We start from the raw sequence: 22,047 nt of genomic DNA, 5'->3' as shown, positions 1-22,047 counted from the left end.
TTAGTTAACTAACTTTTCTATTTCGGTAACTATGTCTTGCACTGTGCGCACGAGCTTAAAGGCATCTGGCTCAATTTTTTTACCTGTGATTTCTCTTAATTTCACAACTAAGTCAACTGCATCAATGCTGTCTAAATCAAGATCTTGGTACAGGTTAGCCTCTAAGCTAATATCTTCTGGGTCTATTTCAAATTCGTTCTCTAAAATGCCGTGTAATACATCATAAATTTCAGCAGCGGTTTTCATCTTTCTTCCTACTTTTATATATTAAGAACGTGCTTGTTCAATAAATTTTGCTAAAGAATTAACTGAGGCAAAGTGCGCTTTAGTTTGCTCTGAGTTTGCATCTATTTTCACATCAAATTGTTTTTTTATCGCAAGGCCAAGCTCTAATGCATCTATGCTGTCTAGCCCTAGGCCATCTACAAATAAAGCGTCATCATCTTGAATGTCAGCAGTGGTCATGTCTTCAAGATCAAGGCTTGAGATAATCAGTTGTTTTATTTGTTCTTTTAATTCGCTCATATATTTTTTAGCTCTTGTGTAAAGTAATGTTGTAAATCTTTAGTCAATTGGCGTGATTGCATCGCAGGCATATCGTTGTCGTACGCTGCACAATTAAACTGCTGGCTTGCGAGCCTCATTGTAAAATGCGCTTGATATGGCGCGACCTTATACCAAGGTGTACCTTTGGTTAAAGTGTTTGGTTTCATTTTAATTAAAAAAGTAGTAATGGGCGCATGACATCTAATTGCAATATTTGCAGCGCCCCGCTTAAACTTTAATGTTTTGTGAGGCTCTGTCCGTGTACCTTCAGGAAATACAATTAAGTTATTACCCTTTTGCAAACTGCGCTCACACTCTCGTAATAGCTCCTGTGGATCGTCATTACTTATGTAGCCGGTGCTTTTAATAACGCCGCGCATAAAAGGATTTTTAAATAAATGCGCCTTTACTACGCAATCAGCATTTTTTACTACCGAAATTAAAACAACAACATCAATCAAAGAAGGATGGTTTGCCAATAGTAGCTGCCCTTTTAAGCCTTCAATTTTTGCTTTATCTTCAACATGAAATCGAATAACGCCCGTTAAATGCATTAAACCAACAAATAACTTAAAGCTGTAATGTACTGTTTTTCGAGCCTTGATTTTTTGCTTAACTGAGTCACTTTGAAATACGCGCTGAGCAGGAAAAATAATAAAAGCTAATACTAAACCACCAATCCCAAAAACTGAGAAGCAAAATGCAGTAGCAATAATCCGCCAAACCAATCCACATAACCTTTGTGCATTTTTAAGCATGGTATGTAAGCTGCCAATCGTGCTCAAGCGTATTATGAACAAGTAATGTATTGCTGCGCTCATGCAAAGCTTTAGCGCATTGAATACTCATTGGTAAGTCGCTTTCCCCCACGCCCGAGTTAAATACTTTGTTTAAACTAAAATGCGGTTCGCCTTTTTGCGGCGCTCTAATTATTAAGCCAATTGAGTGTGCTATTTGCTGTTCATCGGCATACTGAGCGTAAATATCGGGGAGAGTCTCATCCGTATGAACTATTAACATGTGTTGCTGATCGTTATCAGCAAGTCTTACAAAGCCATCTATTAGTGCATAAATAAAGCTTTCGGCTCCTGCAGCAATAGCATTTGTAGCACTTGTATTACCCTGTATTATCCCAAAAAGTCCCGATGCGGCATTATGCACACTTAACCCAAAACCAGTGGGCGACAGTGGCTGATCATTAACTACATCAACAAGTAAGTTGGACGTTTTGTGAAAATCCCCGTGGCGAGAAGAAAAAACACTCGGTAAATTAACGTAGTTACCTTGAGTACTTACTTGATGAGCACTAAAGAGTGCCATTTTGATAAAGGAAGTCATTCGGCGTCGCTGCATAGCAGGTACCCAACTAAGATTTAATACAGAGGAATCAAACCAATTACTCTCTTTTATTTGTCGCTGTTCGGGCTTTATCCATATAGCGAGTTCTTCAACAACAAATTTCACAGCTCTGCATATTTTATAAGATATAAGGGAGGGAATTTTACCGATTTTAGCAATAGAAGTAAATAATCATTAACAAAAGGCACTGAACTAACGAGTTGTTCAGTGCCTGCTCATATTATTATGAAAGTAGAGCTATATCATTCTGCTTTAAACACTTAGCTGTACCGCCAACAACATCGTTATTATTTAACTCATTAATTAACACTTCGCCTTGAGCTTGCTGCTCATCACTAAGCGGTAAGTACGGTAATCTAAATACGGGGTTTACTGCACCTGTCATCATCATGGCGGTATTAATAGCAATCGGATTTGGCTCGCAGAACAACCAGTTCATTAATGGTTGTAATGAGGTATTTAACTCATCATTTTTAGTATCCATTAACTGACGGAACAAACCAGGAATAAGGTTAGATGTAACCGAAATAACACCGTGCGCTTTATGTGTGTGGCGCGCATCATGGCTTTCGTCATCGTTACCCGACCAACATGCAATACCTTGCTGCTCATAATGGGCTATGCGTTCATTGCCGCCACACTCTTTAACACCAATAAAATGCTCGTGCTGTGCCAGTGGCTCAATAATATCAGGTGTTAGGTCTTGACCTGTGCGCCCTGCTACGTTGTAAATAAAGGCAGGTCCAATATCTAACACACGCTTAAAGTGCTCTTTAACACCCGCAATTGACGTACGCCCGTAGTACGGGTTAATTTGCAGTGCTGCATCCATACCGCTGGCAAAGCCATACTTAGTTGCTTTAATAGCTTCACGGGTGTTGTTACTACCGGTATTACCAACAATAACCAGTTTGTCGCCATACTTGTTTGCACTGTGCGCTATAAGCATTAAATGCTCTTCCCAGTTCATTAACTGGCCTTCGCCTGTTGTGCCACCGACTACAATGCCATCAACGCCCGCTGCAATTTGTATTTCTACGAGTTCATCGTACTTTGCGAGATCTATTTCACCGTTTGCTAAGTATGGCGTTTTAATAGCTGTAATAAGGCTTGCTTGTTTAATTTTCTCTAGGGTGCGCATAAAAAATCATTATTTATAAAACTTGCGCTATTTGTAACATAATTGCGGGTACTTTTGGAGGTGTAAGCCTACATTTAATTATAAAATCTCTTGTATTATTAAGTTTGGTAATACAAAATGAATAGCTGTATATATAAACAGTATTTTATTTTTAACGATACCAGAGGCTTTATGCGTTTATCTGACTACTTAGCAACTCATTTTTATAACACCGATGAACTGTGCCAAGCATTAAATATAGATGCAGATACACTTTTAGCTTGGCAAGAGCGAAGTGTTTTCCCAAAACCAAGTTACTGTATTAAAAGCCAACTTAGCTGCAGCTCATATTCAGGCTTGTATGAATGCGAAGAGTATGACGACTATTACCCGCGCGGCTGTGTTAATTGGGGGCTGGGTCTTTTAAAACAAAAAATAGAATCATCAAGCCACGCTTTTAATTATTTTGCACAGCAATATACTGCAAGCCTAACTAAGCTCGCTCAGCAAGGATTTGCGTTTAGCGAAGAGCTATTTGGCTGTGAAATAGACGAGCACTTACAGCAAATTTGGCAACAGTTTTTATGCAGTAAGTACGGTGTACTTACTCAGAATGGTTTAATAGACGAAATAGTCTCGGTAGATATTGGCAGACTATTAGTTGACGACATTACAGAACTGCGCAGTAAAGCGAGTTTAAACCAAGAAGAAAGAGCACAACTACACCCCGCCATGAAGCTTTTAAACAAAGCGTTAGGGCATGGCGCCGATCATGAAAAACAACACACTTTGCGCACCCGTTACATAGATGCGCTTATTTTAAAATATGATTTATCTATTAAGTAACGCTAAATTTACTTTGATAAAAACGTGGCGCTAAAAGCACCTAAGTCTTCGTAACTAACCGTGGTTAACTGATCTGTATTAAGCTCAACAACACCACAATAAGAGCCTGTTATAAACACTTGCCCAGTTTTTAAATTAATTCCCTTTGCTGATAAGTAATTAACCGCCCAATAAAGTGGAAGCTGCGCAAGTTCTGCAGGATGCACACCCGCCAAGTTTAGCTCCAGCTCAGTTTGCTTAACGTTAATATTTACAGTAGTTGCGTTATACGCTTTGGCCTTATCTATTTGTGGGCCTAAATATACACCTTGGTTAGATAGACCATCGGCCAGCTTTTCAATGTGAGTACTTGGAGTGACTTCATCAAACCTTTTTTGAATAAGCTCAAGTGCTAAATGGGCGCTGGCAAATGCAGTATCTACATCTTCATTTGTATAAGTATTATTACTTGGTAAATCGCTTTGTAAAATAAATGCAATTTCTGGTTCTATCAGCGCTTTGTTATTTGTTGTATACAGTGGGCAATTTTCAGCTTGTTTTATAGGTGCATGTAAAAGAGGCGCTAATATAATTGAGCCATCATCTAAAGGCAGCATACACTTCCAGCCATATACAGTTTGATCATTTAAATAAATCATCAGTTTTTGGACTTCTATCGCATCATCAGTCGAGTCTAGTACTAACTCTTTAGGAAAGTTTGAACGCGCTGGGTTTTCTTCTCTTTGTGCTAATAAGTGAGTAGCAATTAGTTTTAGCTGTATTGAGTTGTTCACATAAATCTCTTTAAAATACGTTACTGGTTAAGCAGTAAATAGGAAGGATTACATTATTAATGTATTAGCTTAAGCATTAGAACATCATGTTAAATGCCTATAATTAAAATTGTATTTAAAACAAAGCGTGGTAATTATTTAAGTATCAATAGATTTGAGCGATCGTAAAAACAGCCCTAAGCCGCCAAACGCTAAAATTATAATAACAATCAAATCAAACGACGTCATAGTTCGCATACTAAATCGAACACTCGATATAACGCCAAATATGAGTGCGGTTAACGAGCCAAGAGATAGCACCCAGCCTAAAATATTTTTAGAATTATAAAAAATCAGACCCACACCAAAAATAAATGGGATCATAACCATGCCGCCTGTAACGCCAAAGCCACCTAAAGCATTAACACTATAAATGCTTGAACTTAGTCCAAAATTAGAGGTTACCGAAATTGCGTTTAGCAGCATATAAAAGCCACCGCACATCATAATTAAACCAATAAAAAAATGCCCAATACCACCAGAGCTTCCACCAGCGCCTTTCATTATTAATTATTCCTTTTGTATTTTTAGCTTAATTGTTTTAAATGGTAATTGCTCGACTATTAACATTGACCGCAGCCTACATAATCAATCTGTGCACCCGCGAAAACACTTATCGCGTAATTACATGCCAAATAACATAAAACCAAGATAAAAAACCGTGCAAAATAGCCCATAACACAGACTCATTAGCACTCCATGAAATAGCAATTGCTAAGGCCGTACCGAAGGATACTCCGTATTTTACTATCTCATTTCTTGAGTTTCTCATTAATTACATTCCTAATTTTTAACTTATTAACTTATTAACTTATTAACTTATTAACTTATTAACTGCTTGATTTACTTACTACAACCGAAAGCTCTTTACCATCAATGTTGATACTTGCTTCTTTGCCTAGTTCAACAACTAAAGAGGGAGCCATGTGCTTTCCACCTAGCTTCAGGTCAGTTGCTAGACTAACAGTAGAATCATCAATTGGCGTTACTGTAAGAGCAAAACTATACGAATTATCAACTGAAACTGATGCCTCTTCATTTGAATTGACTTCTAAAACAGGTGAGCCAATTAGGTTTTTATTATCATAAAATTTGGCATTAACTACAAAACTATCATTTGCTTGTGCAAATGAACCAAAGCCTAACAACGCTATAATTGCGATTAATTTTTTCATTATTATTTCCATATAAATTGCTACAGCTTAAAGCTATTAAGGTTTTATTGGCTATGATTTTTCAGCTAGCAATTCACCAGCTAATGATTAAAAAAACTTATGTTTTAGCTCTGATGACATAACCAACGCCCAGTGAACTAACATAGAACAACACTCCAAATACACTAATATCAATGAGTAGCTTTAGAATGTCAAAAGTATCTGTAAACACAAGATACTCAAAAGCAAATAAGTGAAATATAACTTTTGATCCGAAATACGCAGTTAATAAAGGAATTACAAAAATAAGAATAGATTGATTAGATTTATTAATTTCCATACCCATGTCTCCATTATTAGTTTAATTAACTCAGCTGTAAAATAGGTGAGTACTGAAGGACGAAAATTGCCAGCGGCTAACCTCCCTTCTCGCCTTAATTACTTATACGGTGCTACCTTGAATTCTCTGCTTTGTAATTCATGGTAGTTATTTATCTTTGCAACTGCATTTTTGACTTGATCAAAAGTTGCACTTTTACAGAAGTATAGAACATATCCTCCCGTAATATCTTTATTAGAACTGAATTCATATTCAAGACCGAACTTTTCACACAATACGTCTTCAATATAATCCTTGTGATCGTAATCAATTAATTCAATTGATGCTCCCCATTCAACGTGTTCTTTAACTTCAATTTTTGACAAGATATATCTGAATTCATCAAACATGTCACGTATACCTTACGTCTCATAATAGAAAGTGGTTAGTTAAAATATGCAGAAGTAAGGAGCCTATTAACAACTACCAGGCTTATAGTTAAATTACTACCTAAGATTTACCCTACTCTAATTCCCATCGTCATAGGTGGGTAAACATGTCTGATAACAAAATTTTTTCCATCATTAAAAGTTAGTGTAAATTGATTTACTACGTCTTCGCCTAAATGATCACTTTCAACAATGTCGCATATTCGGCTCGGCAGTTTTGAAATATTAAAAGGGTACAATAATTCAATTCTTTCTACAGGTTCTATACTCAATCCTAAACTTGGGTAATAACCAATAGCGTCAACTTCACACGGTTTAATTAAATAAGTTTTGCCATCTTCAAATTCTAAGGTTATTTCATAGCAAATCAAAAAACCTTCATTACTCTTATCTTGCCATGCCTGGTGAACTTTTTCGTGAATATGACTTGATGAAACAGCTATAAGAACTTTTCCTTTCAAACTATTCAAGTCGAACATATATGCTTAATGCCTTAAATTACATCTTTCTATATTTACACCAGAGAACTTCAATGTAAACAACAAATTAAATGTGTTCTTTATTTGGGTGGGTTGTTATACCAAAACGACTTTTAATAAAGATTTAAACCTCTTTTGATTTCGTCGCCTACACATTAACAAAAAAGAGTCCTAATAGGTTTCATTAATATATTGGGGAAGTTTAGCATTTAGGTAAGTTGGAGTGTAAGAATAAAAGGTGATGTAAGTTAACAGCACCTGTTTGGGTATTTACTTTACAATATGTAATTTAGCTAAGTATTTTAATACATACAATAATAGGCACTATAAAAAGAATTTAACCTATTGATTTATATACATCAATACTACTATTGGTCAAAAGCCCAGTAACTTGCGTACCAAACGCTTTAAAGTGTGGCTCGTTTTTATGCGCTTCAAAGTGCTCATCAGACGCCCATTGTTCGCTAACTACATAGTCTGTATGTTCATCATCACTTTTTACCGATAATTCATAACGTAAGCACCCTACTTCTTGGCGCGATGACTTTTGTAAGTTTTCAAGTGCTGTAAGCATGACATCTGCATCAATATTCTTGCACGAAAGTGCAGCTATAACCGTTAACATGTGTATTCCTTTTTAAAAGTTAAGGTGTAGATAATCTACACCTTAGAATATTTAGTTTAACTTTGCGTTTGAGGTAAGTTTACTGATCCCACTGCGGCGCAAATTCTGGTGTTGCTTGGCGGTCGCCGCAATCTAGACCATCAATACGGGCTATGTCTTCATCATCTAATTTAACGTGATCGTTAAAGTTATCTTCTAAGTTTTTACGCTTAGTTGATGATGGAATTGTCGTCATACCATTAGCGTTTACCCACGCTAGAACAACTTGTGCCGGACTTGCATCGTGCTTTTTAGCAATGTCGATAATGGTTTGATCTTTAAGTACTTTACCTACTACAAATGGCATATACGCCGTTACGTGTATATCGTGCTGAGCACAGAATGCACGCAATTTAGTATTAGTTAAGTACGGGTGAACCTCAACCTGATTGGTAAATATTTCACGCGAGTCGAGCGTTTGCTGAGCCAAGTTTAAATTTGCAATGGTGAAGTTTGATACACCAATGTGTTTAGTTAAACCAAGCTGCTTAGCTTTTAGTAATTCAGTAAGGTATTCACTCATTGGCTCGTCGTTAGCAGGCGATGGCCAATGAATTAACAGTAAGTCGACCGAATCAACTTGTAGCTTTTCAAGTGACTTTTTAACGCTTGGGATAAAGTCACTTTTATTTAATTTGTTATTCCACACTTTGGTAGTTAAGAATATTTCACTGCGCGGAATATTACTATCTTTTATGGCTTGGCCTACTTGCTCTTCGTTGCCATAAATTTGTGCGGTATCAATATGGCGAAACCCAACTTCGAGCGCCATTTTTACTGAGTTATAGGCAGTGTCGCCCTCTAAACGGAATGTTCCCATCCCTAAATCTGGCATTTCAATTACACGTTGTGTCATGGCTCTATCCTTATAAAATAATCGGTTAAAAACAAGCTCTTTTAAAGCTTTACGAAATACACCTTTTACTTCTTATTACAACTGTCACTTAAAAATTAATGACCTCATAACAGGTATGAGGTCATTAATTTTAGTTTCAACCTTAGCAGAGGATAGTTTACGCTTGCTGAATTTCACGTTTATCAAGCATAGCGCTGTAACGTGTAACACCAAGTGCTAAAACAGAGATAACGGCGCCTACCCATGCTGTATCTTGTAGGGTCATATTTTCTACTACGCTACCACCAATAATTGATCCAAGTGCAATACCAATATTAAATGCGGCTATGTTTAAGCCTGATGCAACATCTACTGCATTGGGCGTGTGCTTTTGTGCTTGCTTTACTACATAAAGTTGCAAGCCTGGCACATTACCAAAAGCAAATGCGCCCCAGACTAAAATAGTAAGTACAGCGGCAATTTTTGATTCCATCGTAAAGGTAAATATCAGTAAAATAACACTCAAAGCGCTGAATATAATACTCAGTGCGCTAATTGGGCCGCGTTTGTCGGCCAACTTTCCACCCCAAATATTACCTATTGCTACCGATACACCGTAAACAAGCATTATCAAGGCAATAGCCGAAGGCGCAAAACCTGTTTGTTGCTCTAAAATAGGTGCTAAATAAGTAAACGCTGTAAACGTGCCGCCATAGCCCAATATCGTCATTAAATATACGAGTAATAAACGCGGTTTTACGATTACTTGTAGTTGCTCTTTAAACGTCGCAGGTATTGATTGTTTTAAGTTTTTTGGCACTAAAATAGAGCTGCCGATTAATGCAATTAAACCTAATACCGACACAACTAAAAACGTTGCACGCCAACCAAAGTGTTGGCCAATCCATGTACCTAATGGCACACCAGTTACTAGTGCTACAGTAAGCCCGGTAAACATAATGGCAATTGCACTGGCTTCTTTGTCTTTGCTTACTAAGCTTGTGGCAATCATCGATCCGATTGAGAAAAACACACCATGGGCAAGCCCCGTTAAAATGCGCGCAAGTATTAATGTTTCGTAGCTTGGCGCTTGCCAAGCAAGTAAGTTACCCAAAACAAACAAGCCCATTAAGCTTATTAATACCACTTTACGATTCCAACGACCCGTTAAAGCTGTTAGCACCGGTGCACCAATAGCAACGCCAACCGCATATAAACTTACAAGCAAACCCGCTGAAGGTAGGCTTACGCCTAAATCGTTTGCAATGGTGGGTACTAATCCCACTATTACAAACTCAGTTGTTCCTATTGCAAATGCGCTTAAGGTAAGCGCCCACAAAGCCAATGGCATAGTTATATCCTCATTAATATTTGAAGAATGTAGTTTGGCTAAAATATCGTTTGCAAAAAATAGTATTAGTGACAAAATACTTTTGTTAATAATGCAAAGATGGTGTTGGTATACTTATGGCTGTTCATTCAAAAACTGAAGATTTAGAAACGTTTATAACGGTAGTAGATTGCGGAAGCTTTTCGGGAGCGGCTAATTTGCTCGATCAACAGGTGGCTAAAGTGTCGCGAGCGGTATCACGCCTAGAAAATACATTGCAATGTACGTTGCTAAACAGAACAACACGCCGATTAGAGCTTACCGAAGAAGGCCATACTTTTATAAAATATGCGCGCGAAGGGTTAAATACGCTTTATACCGGTGAAGAAGCCATAAAGCTTTTAAAACAAGCGCCAAGTGGCAAGCTGAGAATAGATGCGGCAAGCCCTTTTGTATTGCACCAACTTACGCCTTTAATTGGTGAATTTGCTAAGCAATACCCACACATAACGCTTGATATAACCTCGCACGACAGCATTATTGATTTACTTGAACATAAAACCGATTTAGCCATACGCATTGGTGATTTAAAAGACTCAAACTTACATGCTCGTAGACTTGGCAGCAGCCAGTTGCGTATTGTAGCCAGCCCAGAATATATAAATAATAACAAAGCAATTGCGCAAATTGATGACTTACAAAATCATAAGTTAATTGGTTTTAGTGACTCCCCTAAATTAAACACCTGGCCGCTAGTAAAACCCGCTTTATTTACGTTTTCTCTTAGCGCAAGCAGCGGTGAAACAGTGCGCCAGCTGTGCATTGCAAACCAAGGCATTGCGCTACTTTCTCACTTTATGATTGGCAATGACCTAAAAACAGGTAAATTAGTTGAAGTGTTACCCACTGCAATTAGCTCACCTAATAACCGAGAAATTATACAAGCCGTGTATTATAAAAACAGTGCGATATCGTCTCGCATTACGGCGTTTTTAGATTTTATAAAGCCTAGGCTTAGTTTATAAATTCTGGGTATTAATATGCTTATTAAATATTTCAAATGATTTTTTGACGCTTTTTAATAATAAAAAAGTATAAATAACAAAAGCAGTAATTAAAGGTATTAATTAAAATGGATTCTTTAACGCAGGTAGCATTAGGCAGTGCTGTAGGTTATGCGGTATTAGGCAATAAAGTAGGTCGAAAAGCTGTTTTATGGGGTGCCATTTTAGGCACTCTCCCTGATTTAGATGTATTTTTGCCTTATGGCGGCTCTGTAGAAGCATTTACTTACCACCGTGGCTTTAGCCATTCGTTATTAATACATTTATTAATTAGCCCGCTCATTGTATGGCTAATATTAAAAGTACACGCGGGAATGCAAACTTATAAAGTGCGCTGGTTTTGGCTAGTATTTTTAAGCTTATCTACACATGCCCTATTAGACAGCCTAACTGTATACGGTACACAACTACTCTGGCCTTTTACTGAGTACCCCTTTGCGGTTTCTAGTGTGTTTATTATTGACCCCGCTTACACGCTTCCTTTATTAATTGGCGTAATATGTACACTAATACCCAAAATAAAAGCAACAACGGCTTATCGTATAAATGCAGCCGCCTTAGTTTTAAGTAGCCTGTATTTATTCTGCGCTTTAATTTTAAAAGTAAATATTGATGACAAAGTAAATACTGCACTCAACAACAGGCAAATACCAGTAAATGCCTATGTTAGTACGCCTGCACCGCTAACCACTTTGCTATGGCGTATTGTTGTAATGTCTGACGGACAATACTACGAAGGTTATGCATCAGTATTTGACGCGCCCAGCGATGTTACATTAACGGCTTATCAAACAACGCCTTCACTGTTAAATAATATTAGCGATGAATGGGCTATAAAACGCTTGCAGTGGTTTACTAAAGGGTTTTATTCGGTGCGCCAACAGCAAAGCAATATTGTTCTTTCTGATTTACGTATGGGTATGGAGTGCAACTATGTGTTTAATTTTGTAGTGGGTCAAAAAAATGATTCAGAAGTGAGCATTGGTAACTTTGAAAAAATAAGTCAAAGACCAAACTTAAACAATCTTCATAAAATATGGAACAGAATTTGGCAACCAAATGTGTCTTTAGCATTACCTGCTGCAAAAAATGGCTGCAATAGTGAATAACGGCATATTATAAGATTCGTACCAGCATGAGGAAGTTAAATGAAGTTCAAGCAGCAATTAAACTAAATAGCTTACTAAAGTGATTGCTGCTTTTTTTGCTGATACATTGCAACATCAGCATCTTGAATCATATCCTCAACCGATTTACCTGTATCGTGCTTAAAGTGTGTTACTCCTACACTGTAATCAATTTTGTATGGCTTATTTAAGGTATTATTAGCATGCGCAATTGCTTGCGCAAACCTTTGTAAAACAAACTCTGCTTTTGTTTCGTCTGAGTCGCTTAACATCGCTACAAATTCATCTCCGCCAAGTCGACCTATTACTTCACAATCACGAAATGAACTAAGCATGATTTGTGCAAATTTATTTAATACAAAATCACCTTCGTGGTGTCCATAAATATCATTAATTTGTTTAAACTTATTGAGATCAAACAATATAAACGACATTGATACTTTGTTTCGCCTACATACATTTAGCGTATGTTCGGCAAGGTTTAAAAAGCCACGTCGATTAGAGATTCTTGTTAACTCATCAATTGTCGCTAGTTGAATTGATTGAATTTCTCGCTCGACTAACGTGCCTAAATCTCTTAGCAATTGTTTTTCTTCATCATTTAGTTGTCTAGGTTTACTATCAGCAAGGCACAAAGTGCCTATAATGACTCCTTCCCTTAATTTTAAAGGAAAACCTGCATAAAAGCGTACCTTAGGATCGCCTATAACAAAGGGGTTATCAAAAAACCTTTCGTCTTTGGCTGTATCTGGGATTATTAATAATTCGTCTTGATTTATGGTGTGGCCACAAAATGAGGTTTCGCGAGGAAGTTCAGGCGCATCAAGCCCCTGCCTTGATTTAAACCACTGGCGGTCTTCGTCAATCAAAGTAACCAATGAAATAGAAACATTAAACATACGCTTGGCAATACGAGTAACACGATCAAATCGCTCTTCATGCGACGTATCTAGAATTTTTAATGCTCTAAGCGCGTGTAATCGCTCAGCTTCGTTATTTGGAATCTCAGGTTTAATCATTAAAGCTCTATTAATTTTAAATGTTTTATAAATTACGAAACTGGAGCGAATATTTTCGACTATATAATCCAATAAACTTATCTAAACTATAAACAGTCTGTCTATTCAAATTAGAACATTACCTAAAAATAGCAATAAATATTTATAAATATCAGTAAGTCGTGCCTAAATAAAGGTAAGATTCAATCCGCAAAAAATTATGATTTAAACAGGTGGGATTAGTAGTTGATACAACATAGCTACTCTTTAATGAAAAAGTAGTAGTGGCTATTTAGTTTTATTTAAATAACCACTGGATTTGGCATACTTACAAAAATAAACACTTTAATTTTGGTGCTCATATTGTCCACGGTAAACTTCAAATACTTTTAAAACAGTATGTTGCTCTTTAGTTAGGTTATCAAACCAATCATCAAACAGCTCATCATCTTCTTGCTCGCTTAGTGCCATATACCTTGCTAGTAACTCTACAATATCATTGTGGTTGCAGGTTAAAGGATTTACTTGTTGCGCCAAGGTACTGTGGTCGCGCTCTCTTAGGGTTTCCATCACCCCTTGATCAATTTGTTCTTGTTGTTGTGTTGCGTCACTCATACATAACCTCTGTAATAACTTTATAACCGTATTTGTTAACGTTTTAACTCTTAAATATAGTTATAACAGCCTAAACGCCAATAGCCAGCATTTTTGATTCAAGTGCTTATTTTTTGATTTGTTTGCGCAAATAGCCAGCAATTACGGCCTTTTTGAGGAACATTTAAATAATTTGCATTGGGAAAATAAATACGTTAAATTCGAATGATACATTATCACATATCATTTATTGAGGCGTATTATGAAACCAAATATTCATCCTGATTACCACGTGGTTGCTTTTCACGATACCGCTGCCGATTCTTACTTTATTATTGGCTCAACCATAAAAACGAGCCGCACAATAGAAATAGACGGTAATACATATCCATACGTACCTATTGATGTATCAAGTGACTCGCACCCATTTTATACAGGCAAGCAAAAAACAACCGCTACAGATGGCCGCGTTGCGCAGTTTAATCGTCGTTTTAAAAGTTTATCGACTGTTAAAAAGGAAAAGGTATGAAAGTATTAAGCTCTCTTAAAAGTGCTAAGCAACGTCCGGGGTGTCAAATTGTAAAACGCAAAGGTCGCGTATTTGTAATTTGTAAAAACAACCCACGCTTTAAAGCAGTACAAGGAATGAAAAAGAAATAAGTTAAACGGGGATGCTCAACATATAATTAGGTAGCTTGCTTAAGCTACCTAATTTAGGGGGACTATTTTACCACTACTGAAAACTCTGGCACTGCCTGAATTACTTTTTTTACCGTACAGGTATTAACGGCTGCAATAAGCGCCTTTTTATATTTATCAGGGAAGCCTTCTGGTAAGTTAATCTCAATTGAAAATAGCTTTTTACCGTTGTCATCTACATTTTCGTTATTTTGAGTAAGCGTCATACCTTGCGTTGAAATATCACGCTGCTCGCAAAACTTACGCGCATAAAAACCTGCACATAAAACCATACTTACTAAAAAATAATCAAACGGTTCTGGATGCTCAGCAGTGCCACCAGCGTTTACACTTTGATCGCTTATTACTTCTAGGTCGCCAAATTTAGCGCTTTGCTTTTGGCCTTCTAACATTGAAACTGAAATTTCCATTGTGTTTCCTTATATTTATTGCTGCAGATACCTTTAACGAAATTAGCTTAAAAGTAGCTACTAAAGATACATATAGTTTAGGTTTATGAACCGAACAGTAATTCAAAGAACCCTGGAGGCTCGTGTAACTCATGATATTTTTTACGTAAATTATCTATATTTTTCAGTGGTTCTTTTGCCGCACTTAGCCCCAGCTCGTTTGCTGCTTTTTTTGCAAGTTCAGCTTGAGCAATCACTTTATCAAGGCCCTGCAATGACTGTTCTGGTTTTTTGTAAAACTTACCTGTTTTACTCACTTTAACCAGCTTTATAAATTCATCAATCGCAGTATTAAATTCACTAAGTTGAGTTGCCTGCACCGCTTGTTTATATGCAAGGCCTGTATTTTTCATATTTACTTCAAGATCGACAGATTCCTCAGCTATAACCAATGAGCTAAATAGTAACGCCATAATTAAAAAGAAACTCTTCATACAAGACCCTATAAATAAAAGAGTGATAATTGTATCAATTAAAATAGAAAAAGTAACTTGCTACTCAAAGTCTTGCGAACTAAGTGTAAAGCCCCTTTACACTATTCAATAGTAGTGAAATACAGAACTTAATCTTTGAATATATAAAGATAAATTACCTGACAACACTTAGGTGACAAACAGACTTCACAAGTTAACAGAAAAGAATTCTATTTCATAAATCACAATAATGAAAATGCAATTAAAACCGACAGGTATATATACTATTGAATATAAACAACTAAAAAACAAAACAATAAAATAACGTTGCTAATTACACAAAACAAAAGTTAATAGAAACACTTTAAACCATTGTTTTAATTATATTTTAACAAGCAGCCCACCCTCTTTTTTTGTGGGTTCAACGAAAATTAATTGCCTAAAACCCTGCAAGTGTTAAATCTGGGTACGCAATGTAAATTTTGTATATAAATAATTGCTAAAATGAACTTTATATTGCGCTTAAGTACTAAAAAAATAAATAATTTATCTAGGGGATAACATGAAATCTTATAACCAACTCTCACGCGGCATAAAAACAGCTCTTTGTTTAAGTGCAATTGGTTTGTCACATACTGCTATTGCAGCAGATGCTAAGGATACCAAAATAGAACGAGTTGAAGTAACTGGTTCAAAAATCAGCCGAGTAGGTGCAATTGCTCCAGCACCTGTAACTGTAATTACAGGCGAGCAATTACTTAATACCGGTGCAGTAAATATTGGTGAAGCTCTAAATAAACTGCCTGCATTAGGTAATACCTACTCTTTAGCAAACTCGGGCCGCTTTATCGGTACTGCAGGTTTAAATATTCTTGATTTGCGTAACATGGGTACTGACCGTACGCTTGTACTTGTAAATGGTAAACGCCATGTATCTAGCTCAGCGGGCTCTCAATCTGTAGATACTAATACTATTCCAAGTGTATGGGTTGAACGTGTAGAAATTGTAACCGGTGGTGCTTCTGCTGTTTATGGTGCTGATGCTGTAACAGGTGTTGTTAACTTTATTTTAAAAGATAATATTGAAGGTTTAGACTTTACTGTAACTAAAGGCGTTTCAGATTTAAGTGATTACAACAATGAAAAGGCAACCTTTTCATATGGTAAGAACTTTGATGATGGCCGTGGTAATGCTGCATTTGCAGTTGAATACTCAGCTCAAGACTCTTTAAATGCGTTAGATCACCCTTGGACTGACGGTTCATACTCAAGTCTACGTAACCAAGCCCAAAACGATTCTAATAAAGACGACCCAAATTTCCCAGATAAAATTTATACATCAAATGCTGGTTACTACGCAATTAATAACGCAGGTGTATTTAACTTAGGTAGTGGTTATGTAAATACATTTAATGCTGATGGCTCTCAACGTGATATTTATACCGGTGATAATGTTGACGGTCTTCTATGTGCAGATTGTGATTCGTTTAACCTAGCCCAGTTTGACGAGATACAACCAAAATTTGAGCGTTACAACGTAAACTTTAAAGTTAACTATGATGTAACTGAAGATATTAATGCATATTTTGAAGCTAAATATGTTAACAGCGAAGGCGAAAGCATTGGGCAACCTGCGTTTTTCTTTGGCGACCCTCGTAATACAATACAAATAGACAACGCATTCTTGGATTCTAGCGTTAAGACGCTTATGGAAGAAGCTGGTGTTGAATCAATAAATGTACTTCGCATGATGACTGATTTAGGTCGCCGCATTGAAAACAATACGCGCGAAACTACTCGATTTGTAGCTGGCCTTAAAGGTACGGTATTTAATGATTGGGATTTAGATGCATCCATTGTACGTGGTAAAACAGAATTAGAGCGCGTTAATGGCGCTAATATGATTCTTGAAAATTACTCTAACGCACTTGATGCGGTAGATGATGGCAATGGTAACATTGTGTGTAGAAGTGAAGCAGCACAAGCTGAAGGCTGTGTTCCTGTAAATATTATGGGCTTTGGTGCGCCAAGTGATGAAGCAATTGACTACATTAATACAGTTTCTACAGGTACATCTGAAATCACTCAAACTGTAGTATCTGCTTCTTTGGCCAATGGTGGATTATTTGAATTACCTGCAGGTTATGTAGGTGTGGCTTTTGGTGTTGAGTACCGTAAAGAAGAAAGTGAAACAAAAGAACCAAATAATGCTGAAGGCACATTCTTTAATGCACTTGGTGAAGACAAAGGCGACTTTGATGTAAGTGAAATTTTTACAGAAGTATCAATTCCACTACTTTCTGATATGCCATTTGTTCAAGACTTAGTCTTAGATGCTGCTGTACGTTACGCTGATTACAGCACAATTGGCGATGCAACTAGCTGGAAATTAGGGCTTGATTGGACTCTAAACGATGAACTTCGTTTTCGTTTAACACAATCAGAAGCGCTAAGAGCGCCAAATATTGGTGAGATTTTTGGTGCACCGAGCCAAACTTTCTACAGTGTCGACGATCCTTGTCAAGCTGATAACTTAAATGATTTACAAAACAGTAGTACACGCCGTGCCAACTGTGCTGCATTAGGTGTGCCAGAAGGTTTTGATTCTGACTATGATTCACAAACACTTGAAGGTTTACAAAGTGGTAACCGTGATGTAAAAGGTGAAGAGTCTACAAGTACGACTATTGGTCTAGTGTACCAACCAGAGTTTATTGAAAACGCAACACTAACTATCGATTACTGGAAGATTGAGCTTGAAGATGCAATCTCAACTATCAGTGCACAAGATATCCTAGATCGTTGTGTTGATAGCGGCTCAGGTATTTCGAATCAATATTGTAGCCTTATTACACGTGATGCAAACAGTGAGATTTCGTTAATTCAAAACTCAGTACTTAATGTGTCAGGTCAAGAAGCATCTGGTGTTGACTTTGAGTTAGGTTACGACTTTGATGCACTTGAAGGTAGCTTTAAAACCCGCTTTATTGGTACATATTTGATTGAGCGTAAAGAGTTTCCATTCCAAGATGAGCCAAGCGACTACATTGAATATGCAGGCGTTACAGGTGAAGCGCAATGGCAAGCTAACTTAAATATCGAGTACAGCTACGAGAACTTATACACATCTTTAAGCACTCGTTATATCGAAGAAGTAAGCTTATACACAGATCAAGATTTAAGCGATAACCCTAACCCAAATAGTTTAACTACTTTTGGTACATACATAATTACTGATATGACAGTTGGTTATAACTTTGACAATGGTGTTGGCTTAAAAGTGGGCGTTGATAACCTATTCAATCGTGAACTACCTTATGGCACGCGCGGTGATGGAAGCGGAAGCGCTAGCTACGACAATATTGGACGTTTTGGCTACATTACTTTTTCATATAGCATGTAAGTTTAATTGTTAATATAAAGGCCCTTAATTGGGCCTTTTTACTTTTTAAAGATGAAATTTACTCATTTTAGATTTATTAGTAACAAAAGATACGTATTTAAAATCACTTTATAAAAACAAAAAATCACACAAATAAAACATTAAAGATTAATAAGTGTTCTTTTAAAGTTTTTTAACTAAATAGCACTTACCTAAAAAGTAATGATAACCCCCCTAAAAAGTTCATTATTAACACGCCAATGAAAACAAAAAACACTAAATGATAATGAGAAGTATATATAAAAAATAACAACCCTTCTTAATTACAAATTTGTAGCAAATAATCAAAAAACATTAGTGTTAAAAATGCAATAAAATGTACTTTATAAAAATTGATACAGGATTAACTTATTAAAATCCATCTAGATACCTCTCTTCTATTACTAGTTTTACCGTGCAATAATCGCCGCCCTCATAAAAAAGTTATAGGGATTTATCCAAACACACACTGTATTTGGATAAAACTACATTGTATTTAATTACTATAAAATGTTCTCTGGGAATCAAATGAAACGTCATAACTTACTTTCTACTAGCATTAAATGTGCATTAATTACTGCTGCTGCAACAGCAAGTAATTCTGTGCTTGCACAAGATGAGCAAGCAACAAAAATTGAACGTGTTGAAGTAACGGGTTCACGTATTTTACGTGAAGGTGCTATTGCGCCTGCACCTGTTACAGTTATCAGTGGCGAGCAGCTAATGAACACTGGCGCAGTAAACATTGGTGAAGCGCTAAATAACTTACCTGCACTTGGCAATACATATTCTATGGCTAACTCAGGCCGTTTTATTGGTACTGCGGGTTTAAATATTCTTGATTTACGTAACATGGGTACAGATCGTACTTTGGTACTTGTAAATGGTAAGCGTCATGTATCAAGCTCTGCAGGTTCTCAATCTGTAGATACCAACACTATTCCAAGCGTATGGGTTGAACGTGTAGAGATAATTACGGGTGGTGCATCGGCTGTATACGGTGCTGATGCGGTAACAGGTGTTGTAAACTTTATATTAAAAGACAACATTGAAGGCATGGACTTTAGTGTTACACGTGGTTTTGCCGATTTAAGCAGCTACAACAACGAAAAAGCAACTTTTTCATATGGCTCTAACTTTGATAACGATCGTGGTAATGCAGCTTTTGCTATTGAGTACTCGGCCCAAGATTCATTAAACGCACTTGACCACCCATGGACTAGCACTTCGTTTAGTAGTTTACGTAATCAAGCCCAAACAGAAGCAAACAAAGATAGCGCAGCTTTCCCTGATAAAATCTTAACACCTAATGCTGGTTATTACGCTATTAATAACGCCGGTGTTTATGCGCTTGAAGATGGGTTTACTAATAGTTTTAACCTTGATAGCAGCGCCCGTGATTTATACATAGGTAATAACGTAGATGGCTTGTCGTGTGCTAACTGTGACTCTTTTAACTTAGGCCAATTTGAAGAAATTCAACCTGAGTTTGAGCGTTACAACGTAAACTTTAAAGTTAACTACGATGTTACCGACGACTTAAACGTTTACTTTGATGCTAAATATGTAAACAGCCAAGGCGAAAGCATAGGTCAACCTGCGTTTTTCTTCTTTGACGATGAAAACAGCATCAAAATCGACAACCCTTACCTAGACCCAGCCATTAAAACACGTATGGAAGAGGAAGGTGTTGATTCGATCATGGTTAACCGCATGATGACCGATCTAGGCCGCCGCATTGAAAACAATACCCGTGAAACAACGCGCTTTGTTACTGGCTTAAAAGGCACAGTATTTGATGATTGGGAATTAGATACCTCAATAGTATACGGCCAAACTGATCTAGAGCGCGAAAATGGCGCTAACATGATTGTAGCAAATTACTTTAATGCACTTGATGCCGTTGAAGATACAAATGGTAACGTAGTATGTCGTAGCGCTGCAGCACAAGCTGACGGCTGTGTTCCTGTAAATATTATGGGTTTTGGCGCACCATCTCAACAAGCCATTGATTACATTAATACGGTATCTGTTGGCACATCAACTATTAAGCAAACGGTTGTTTCTGGTTCACTTGCTAATGGCGCTATTTTTGAATTACCAGCGGGCTATGTTGGTGTTGCATTTGGTGCTGAGTACCGTAAAGAAGAAAGCGAAACAAAAGAGCCAGATAACGCAGAAGGTACTTTCTTTAACGCGCTGGGCGAAGATAAAGGTTCGTTTAATGTTCGCGAAGTATTTTTTGAAGCGACAATGCCAATTTTAACTGATTTACCGCTTATTCAAGATTTAGTGTTTGATACTGCAGTACGTCATGCTGATTACAGTACGATTGGCGAAGCAACTAGCTGGAAACTTGGCCTTGATTGGACTGTAAATGATGAGCTACGTGTACGTGTAACTCAGTCTGCAGCACTTCGTGCACCTAACATTAGTGAAGTATTTGGTGCCCCGAGTCAAACTTTCTACAATGTAGACGACCCGTGTCGCGCTGAAAACTTAGGTGACTTATCAAACGCTGCAACACGTACTGCAAACTGTGCCGCATTAGGCGTAGCGAGTGACTTTAATTCAGATTACGATTCAGCCTCTTTAGATGGTTTAAGCAGTGGTAACCGCGATGTAAAAGGCGAAGAGTCAACAAGTACAACTGTAGGCATTGTTTACCAACCAGAGTTTTTAGAAAACGCGCTACTTACTATTGATTACTGGGAAATTGAACTTGAAGATGCAATTGACACAATTAACGCGCAAGACATTCTTGATCGCTGTGTGGATAGCGCAACAGGTATAAACAATCAGTACTGTAACTTAATTACACGTAATGCTAATGGTGAAATTACTTTAATTCAAAACTCTGTATTAAATGTTGCTGGCCAAAAAGCATCAGGAATAGATTTTGAACTAGGTTACGATTTTGACGCGCTTGAAGGTAGCTTTAAAACACGCTTAATTGGTACTTACTTAATTGAACGTAAAGATTACCCGTTCCAAGACGACCCTAGTAATTACATTGAATACGCAGGTACTACAGGTGAAGCTAAGTGGCAAACTAACTTATCTGTAAGTTATGTTATGGATAACTTTTTCTCAACAGTTGAAACACGCTTTTTAAGTGAAGTAGATTTATATACAAATGTTGAGCTTGAAAATAACCCGAACCCAAGTAATCAAATGTCTTACGGTAAATACTTTATTACCGATATGACAGTCGGTTATAACTTCGATAGCGGTTTAGGCGTTAAAGTAGGTGTTGATAACGTATTTAACCGTAAACTTCCGTACGGTTCACGTGGTACAAGCGCGGGTAGCGCAAGTTACGATAACATTGGCCGTTTTGGCTACATTAACTTAAGCTACAGCTTATAA

25 protein-coding genes are annotated in these 22,047 nt (G+C 37.1%); 7 read left to right on the top strand and 18 right to left on the bottom strand.

The features are described from left to right. From I6E80_RS04570 to dapA, 5 genes are all read right to left on the bottom strand, one after another. Complete coding sequence (locus I6E80_RS04570; RefSeq protein WP_002958648.1) at positions 1-246, bottom strand: acyl carrier protein; 246 nt, start codon at positions 244-246, stop codon at positions 1-3. A 21-nt stretch (positions 247-267) separates the two neighbouring features. Further along, positions 268-525, bottom strand: a complete 258-nt coding sequence (locus I6E80_RS04565) for a phosphopantetheine-binding protein (RefSeq protein WP_002958649.1) — start codon at positions 523-525, stop codon at positions 268-270. Then, complete coding sequence (locus I6E80_RS04560) at positions 522-1,304, bottom strand: 1-acyl-sn-glycerol-3-phosphate acyltransferase (RefSeq protein ID WP_197184962.1); 783 nt, start codon at positions 1,302-1,304, stop codon at positions 522-524. The genes I6E80_RS04565 and I6E80_RS04560 overlap by 4 nt, the downstream gene beginning before the upstream one ends. Further along, the gene (locus I6E80_RS04555) at positions 1,297-2,010 is read right to left on the bottom strand and encodes a beta-ketoacyl synthase chain length factor (protein WP_197184919.1); all 714 of its coding nucleotides are present in this window, start codon (positions 2,008-2,010) and stop codon (positions 1,297-1,299) included. The genes I6E80_RS04560 and I6E80_RS04555 overlap by 8 nt, the downstream gene beginning before the upstream one ends. A gap of 118 nt (positions 2,011-2,128) precedes the next feature. Beyond that, the gene (dapA, locus tag I6E80_RS04550) at positions 2,129-3,046 is read right to left on the bottom strand and encodes a 4-hydroxy-tetrahydrodipicolinate synthase (RefSeq protein ID WP_024599906.1); all 918 of its coding nucleotides are present in this window, start codon (positions 3,044-3,046) and stop codon (positions 2,129-2,131) included. Between the two features lie 171 nt (positions 3,047-3,217). Here dapA and I6E80_RS04545 point away from each other — a divergent pair, with 171 nt between their 5' ends. After that, positions 3,218-3,871, top strand: a complete 654-nt coding sequence (locus I6E80_RS04545; protein WP_024606143.1) for a DUF6058 family natural product biosynthesis protein — start codon at positions 3,218-3,220, stop codon at positions 3,869-3,871. Between the two features lie 8 nt (positions 3,872-3,879). Here the strand turns inward: I6E80_RS04545 and I6E80_RS04540 are convergent, their stop codons facing one another. From I6E80_RS04540 to I6E80_RS04500, 9 genes are all read right to left on the bottom strand, one after another. Beyond that, positions 3,880-4,644: a 2-keto-4-pentenoate hydratase gene (locus I6E80_RS04540; protein WP_197184918.1), complete on the bottom strand. Its 765-nt coding sequence runs from the start codon at positions 4,642-4,644 to the stop codon at positions 3,880-3,882. 138 nt (positions 4,645-4,782) lie between these two features. Beyond that, positions 4,783-5,187, bottom strand: a complete 405-nt coding sequence (locus I6E80_RS04535) for a hypothetical protein (protein ID WP_076924779.1) — start codon at positions 5,185-5,187, stop codon at positions 4,783-4,785. Positions 5,188-5,513: 326 nt separating this feature from the next. Next, on the bottom strand, positions 5,514-5,858 hold the full coding sequence (locus I6E80_RS04530; protein ID WP_197184917.1) for a hypothetical protein: 345 nt from the start codon (positions 5,856-5,858) through the stop codon (positions 5,514-5,516). A 97-nt stretch (positions 5,859-5,955) separates the two neighbouring features. After that, complete coding sequence (locus I6E80_RS04525) at positions 5,956-6,177, bottom strand: hypothetical protein (protein ID WP_197184916.1); 222 nt, start codon at positions 6,175-6,177, stop codon at positions 5,956-5,958. Positions 6,178-6,275: 98 nt separating this feature from the next. After that, positions 6,276-6,566, bottom strand: coding sequence for a hypothetical protein (locus tag I6E80_RS04520; RefSeq protein WP_024599901.1), 291 nt, complete (start codon positions 6,564-6,566; stop codon positions 6,276-6,278). A gap of 107 nt (positions 6,567-6,673) precedes the next feature. Then, positions 6,674-7,084, bottom strand: coding sequence for a hypothetical protein (locus I6E80_RS04515; protein ID WP_024599900.1), 411 nt, complete (start codon positions 7,082-7,084; stop codon positions 6,674-6,676). A gap of 337 nt (positions 7,085-7,421) precedes the next feature. Next, on the bottom strand, positions 7,422-7,709 hold the full coding sequence (locus I6E80_RS04510; RefSeq protein WP_002958660.1) for a putative quinol monooxygenase: 288 nt from the start codon (positions 7,707-7,709) through the stop codon (positions 7,422-7,424). Between the two features lie 79 nt (positions 7,710-7,788). Further along, positions 7,789-8,604 (bottom strand): 2,5-didehydrogluconate reductase DkgB, encoded by an 816-nt coding sequence (gene dkgB / locus I6E80_RS04505; protein ID WP_076924781.1) that lies wholly within the window; start codon positions 8,602-8,604, stop codon positions 7,789-7,791. 157 nt (positions 8,605-8,761) lie between these two features. Continuing rightward, on the bottom strand, positions 8,762-9,934 hold the full coding sequence (locus tag I6E80_RS04500; RefSeq protein WP_197184915.1) for an MFS transporter: 1,173 nt from the start codon (positions 9,932-9,934) through the stop codon (positions 8,762-8,764). A 116-nt stretch (positions 9,935-10,050) separates the two neighbouring features. On the opposite strand from I6E80_RS04500, the gene I6E80_RS04495 reads away from it, so the two are divergent. Both I6E80_RS04495 and I6E80_RS04490 read left to right on the top strand, forming a co-directional pair. Then, positions 10,051-10,938, top strand: coding sequence for a LysR family transcriptional regulator (locus I6E80_RS04495; RefSeq protein ID WP_165736384.1), 888 nt, complete (start codon positions 10,051-10,053; stop codon positions 10,936-10,938). 107 nt (positions 10,939-11,045) lie between these two features. Further along, positions 11,046-12,086 (top strand): metal-dependent hydrolase, encoded by a 1,041-nt coding sequence (locus tag I6E80_RS04490; protein WP_197184914.1) that lies wholly within the window; start codon positions 11,046-11,048, stop codon positions 12,084-12,086. 74 nt (positions 12,087-12,160) lie between these two features. Here the strand turns inward: I6E80_RS04490 and I6E80_RS04485 are convergent, their stop codons facing one another. Both I6E80_RS04485 and I6E80_RS04480 read right to left on the bottom strand, forming a co-directional pair. After that, on the bottom strand, positions 12,161-13,123 hold the full coding sequence (locus I6E80_RS04485) for a sensor domain-containing diguanylate cyclase (RefSeq protein ID WP_197184913.1): 963 nt from the start codon (positions 13,121-13,123) through the stop codon (positions 12,161-12,163). A 324-nt stretch (positions 13,124-13,447) separates the two neighbouring features. After that, positions 13,448-13,717 (bottom strand): hypothetical protein, encoded by a 270-nt coding sequence (locus tag I6E80_RS04480; RefSeq protein WP_007580861.1) that lies wholly within the window; start codon positions 13,715-13,717, stop codon positions 13,448-13,450. Between the two features lie 241 nt (positions 13,718-13,958). Here I6E80_RS04480 and I6E80_RS04475 point away from each other — a divergent pair, with 241 nt between their 5' ends. Together I6E80_RS04475 and ykgO are read left to right on the top strand one after the other, a co-directional pair. Then, positions 13,959-14,225, top strand: coding sequence for a type B 50S ribosomal protein L31 (locus I6E80_RS04475; protein ID WP_024591730.1), 267 nt, complete (start codon positions 13,959-13,961; stop codon positions 14,223-14,225). Further along, entirely contained in the window at positions 14,222-14,356 is a 135-nt protein-coding gene (gene ykgO, locus I6E80_RS04470; protein WP_002958669.1) for a type B 50S ribosomal protein L36, read from the top strand. Before I6E80_RS04475 ends, ykgO begins: the two co-directional genes overlap by 4 nt. Positions 14,357-14,418: 62 nt before the next feature. Here the strand turns inward: ykgO and I6E80_RS04465 are convergent, their stop codons facing one another. Further along, the gene (locus tag I6E80_RS04465; protein WP_197184912.1) at positions 14,419-14,805 is read right to left on the bottom strand and encodes an OsmC family protein; all 387 of its coding nucleotides are present in this window, start codon (positions 14,803-14,805) and stop codon (positions 14,419-14,421) included. 83 nt (positions 14,806-14,888) lie between these two features. Continuing rightward, positions 14,889-15,278, bottom strand: a complete 390-nt coding sequence (locus I6E80_RS04460; protein ID WP_197184911.1) for a cytochrome b562 — start codon at positions 15,276-15,278, stop codon at positions 14,889-14,891. A 541-nt stretch (positions 15,279-15,819) separates the two neighbouring features. On the opposite strand from I6E80_RS04460, the gene I6E80_RS04455 reads away from it, so the two are divergent. Together I6E80_RS04455 and I6E80_RS04450 are read left to right on the top strand one after the other, a co-directional pair. Next, the gene (locus I6E80_RS04455) at positions 15,820-18,660 is read left to right on the top strand and encodes a TonB-dependent siderophore receptor (RefSeq protein ID WP_076926116.1); all 2,841 of its coding nucleotides are present in this window, start codon (positions 15,820-15,822) and stop codon (positions 18,658-18,660) included. 546 nt (positions 18,661-19,206) lie between these two features. Beyond that, complete coding sequence (locus I6E80_RS04450; protein WP_197184910.1) at positions 19,207-22,047, top strand: TonB-dependent receptor; 2,841 nt, start codon at positions 19,207-19,209, stop codon at positions 22,045-22,047.

Source organism: Pseudoalteromonas sp. NSLLW218 (assembly GCF_015864775.1).
Taxonomy (GTDB): domain Bacteria; phylum Pseudomonadota; class Gammaproteobacteria; order Enterobacterales; family Alteromonadaceae; genus Pseudoalteromonas.
This window is presented reverse-complemented; position numbering and strand designations above follow the sequence as displayed.

What these genes read in the sequence shown, in the direction of transcription:
- I6E80_RS04455 (WP_076926116.1), top strand. Translation starts at nt 15,820, where the DNA reads ATGAAATCTTATAACCAACTCTCACGCGGCATAAAAACAGCTCTTTGT.
- I6E80_RS04520 (WP_024599901.1), bottom strand. Translation starts at nt 6,566, where the DNA reads ATGTTTGATGAATTCAGATATATCTTGTCAAAAATTGAAGTTAAAGAA.
- dkgB (WP_076924781.1), bottom strand. Translation starts at nt 8,604, where the DNA reads ATGACACAACGTGTAATTGAAATGCCAGATTTAGGGATGGGAACATTC.
- I6E80_RS04465 (WP_197184912.1), bottom strand. Translation starts at nt 14,805, where the DNA reads ATGGAAATTTCAGTTTCAATGTTAGAAGGCCAAAAGCAAAGCGCTAAA.
- I6E80_RS04560 (WP_197184962.1), bottom strand. Translation starts at nt 1,304, where the DNA reads ATGCTTAAAAATGCACAAAGGTTATGTGGATTGGTTTGGCGGATTATT.
- I6E80_RS04490 (WP_197184914.1), top strand. Translation starts at nt 11,046, where the DNA reads ATGGATTCTTTAACGCAGGTAGCATTAGGCAGTGCTGTAGGTTATGCG.
- I6E80_RS04515 (WP_024599900.1), bottom strand. Translation starts at nt 7,084, where the DNA reads ATGTTCGACTTGAATAGTTTGAAAGGAAAAGTTCTTATAGCTGTTTCA.
- ykgO (WP_002958669.1), top strand. Translation starts at nt 14,222, where the DNA reads ATGAAAGTATTAAGCTCTCTTAAAAGTGCTAAGCAACGTCCGGGGTGT.
- I6E80_RS04570 (WP_002958648.1), bottom strand. Translation starts at nt 246, where the DNA reads ATGAAAACCGCTGCTGAAATTTATGATGTATTACACGGCATTTTAGAG.
- dapA (WP_024599906.1), bottom strand. Translation starts at nt 3,046, where the DNA reads ATGCGCACCCTAGAGAAAATTAAACAAGCAAGCCTTATTACAGCTATT.
- I6E80_RS04545 (WP_024606143.1), top strand. Translation starts at nt 3,218, where the DNA reads ATGCGTTTATCTGACTACTTAGCAACTCATTTTTATAACACCGATGAA.
- I6E80_RS04450 (WP_197184910.1), top strand. Translation starts at nt 19,207, where the DNA reads ATGAAACGTCATAACTTACTTTCTACTAGCATTAAATGTGCATTAATT.
- I6E80_RS04525 (WP_197184916.1), bottom strand. Translation starts at nt 6,177, where the DNA reads ATGGAAATTAATAAATCTAATCAATCTATTCTTATTTTTGTAATTCCT.
- I6E80_RS04510 (WP_002958660.1), bottom strand. Translation starts at nt 7,709, where the DNA reads ATGTTAACGGTTATAGCTGCACTTTCGTGCAAGAATATTGATGCAGAT.
- I6E80_RS04460 (WP_197184911.1), bottom strand. Translation starts at nt 15,278, where the DNA reads ATGAAGAGTTTCTTTTTAATTATGGCGTTACTATTTAGCTCATTGGTT.
- I6E80_RS04480 (WP_007580861.1), bottom strand. Translation starts at nt 13,717, where the DNA reads ATGAGTGACGCAACACAACAACAAGAACAAATTGATCAAGGGGTGATG.
- I6E80_RS04495 (WP_165736384.1), top strand. Translation starts at nt 10,051, where the DNA reads ATGGCTGTTCATTCAAAAACTGAAGATTTAGAAACGTTTATAACGGTA.
- I6E80_RS04475 (WP_024591730.1), top strand. Translation starts at nt 13,959, where the DNA reads ATGAAACCAAATATTCATCCTGATTACCACGTGGTTGCTTTTCACGAT.
- I6E80_RS04530 (WP_197184917.1), bottom strand. Translation starts at nt 5,858, where the DNA reads ATGAAAAAATTAATCGCAATTATAGCGTTGTTAGGCTTTGGTTCATTT.
- I6E80_RS04565 (WP_002958649.1), bottom strand. Translation starts at nt 525, where the DNA reads ATGAGCGAATTAAAAGAACAAATAAAACAACTGATTATCTCAAGCCTT.
- I6E80_RS04500 (WP_197184915.1), bottom strand. Translation starts at nt 9,934, where the DNA reads ATGCCATTGGCTTTGTGGGCGCTTACCTTAAGCGCATTTGCAATAGGA.
- I6E80_RS04485 (WP_197184913.1), bottom strand. Translation starts at nt 13,123, where the DNA reads ATGATTAAACCTGAGATTCCAAATAACGAAGCTGAGCGATTACACGCG.
- I6E80_RS04535 (WP_076924779.1), bottom strand. Translation starts at nt 5,187, where the DNA reads ATGAAAGGCGCTGGTGGAAGCTCTGGTGGTATTGGGCATTTTTTTATT.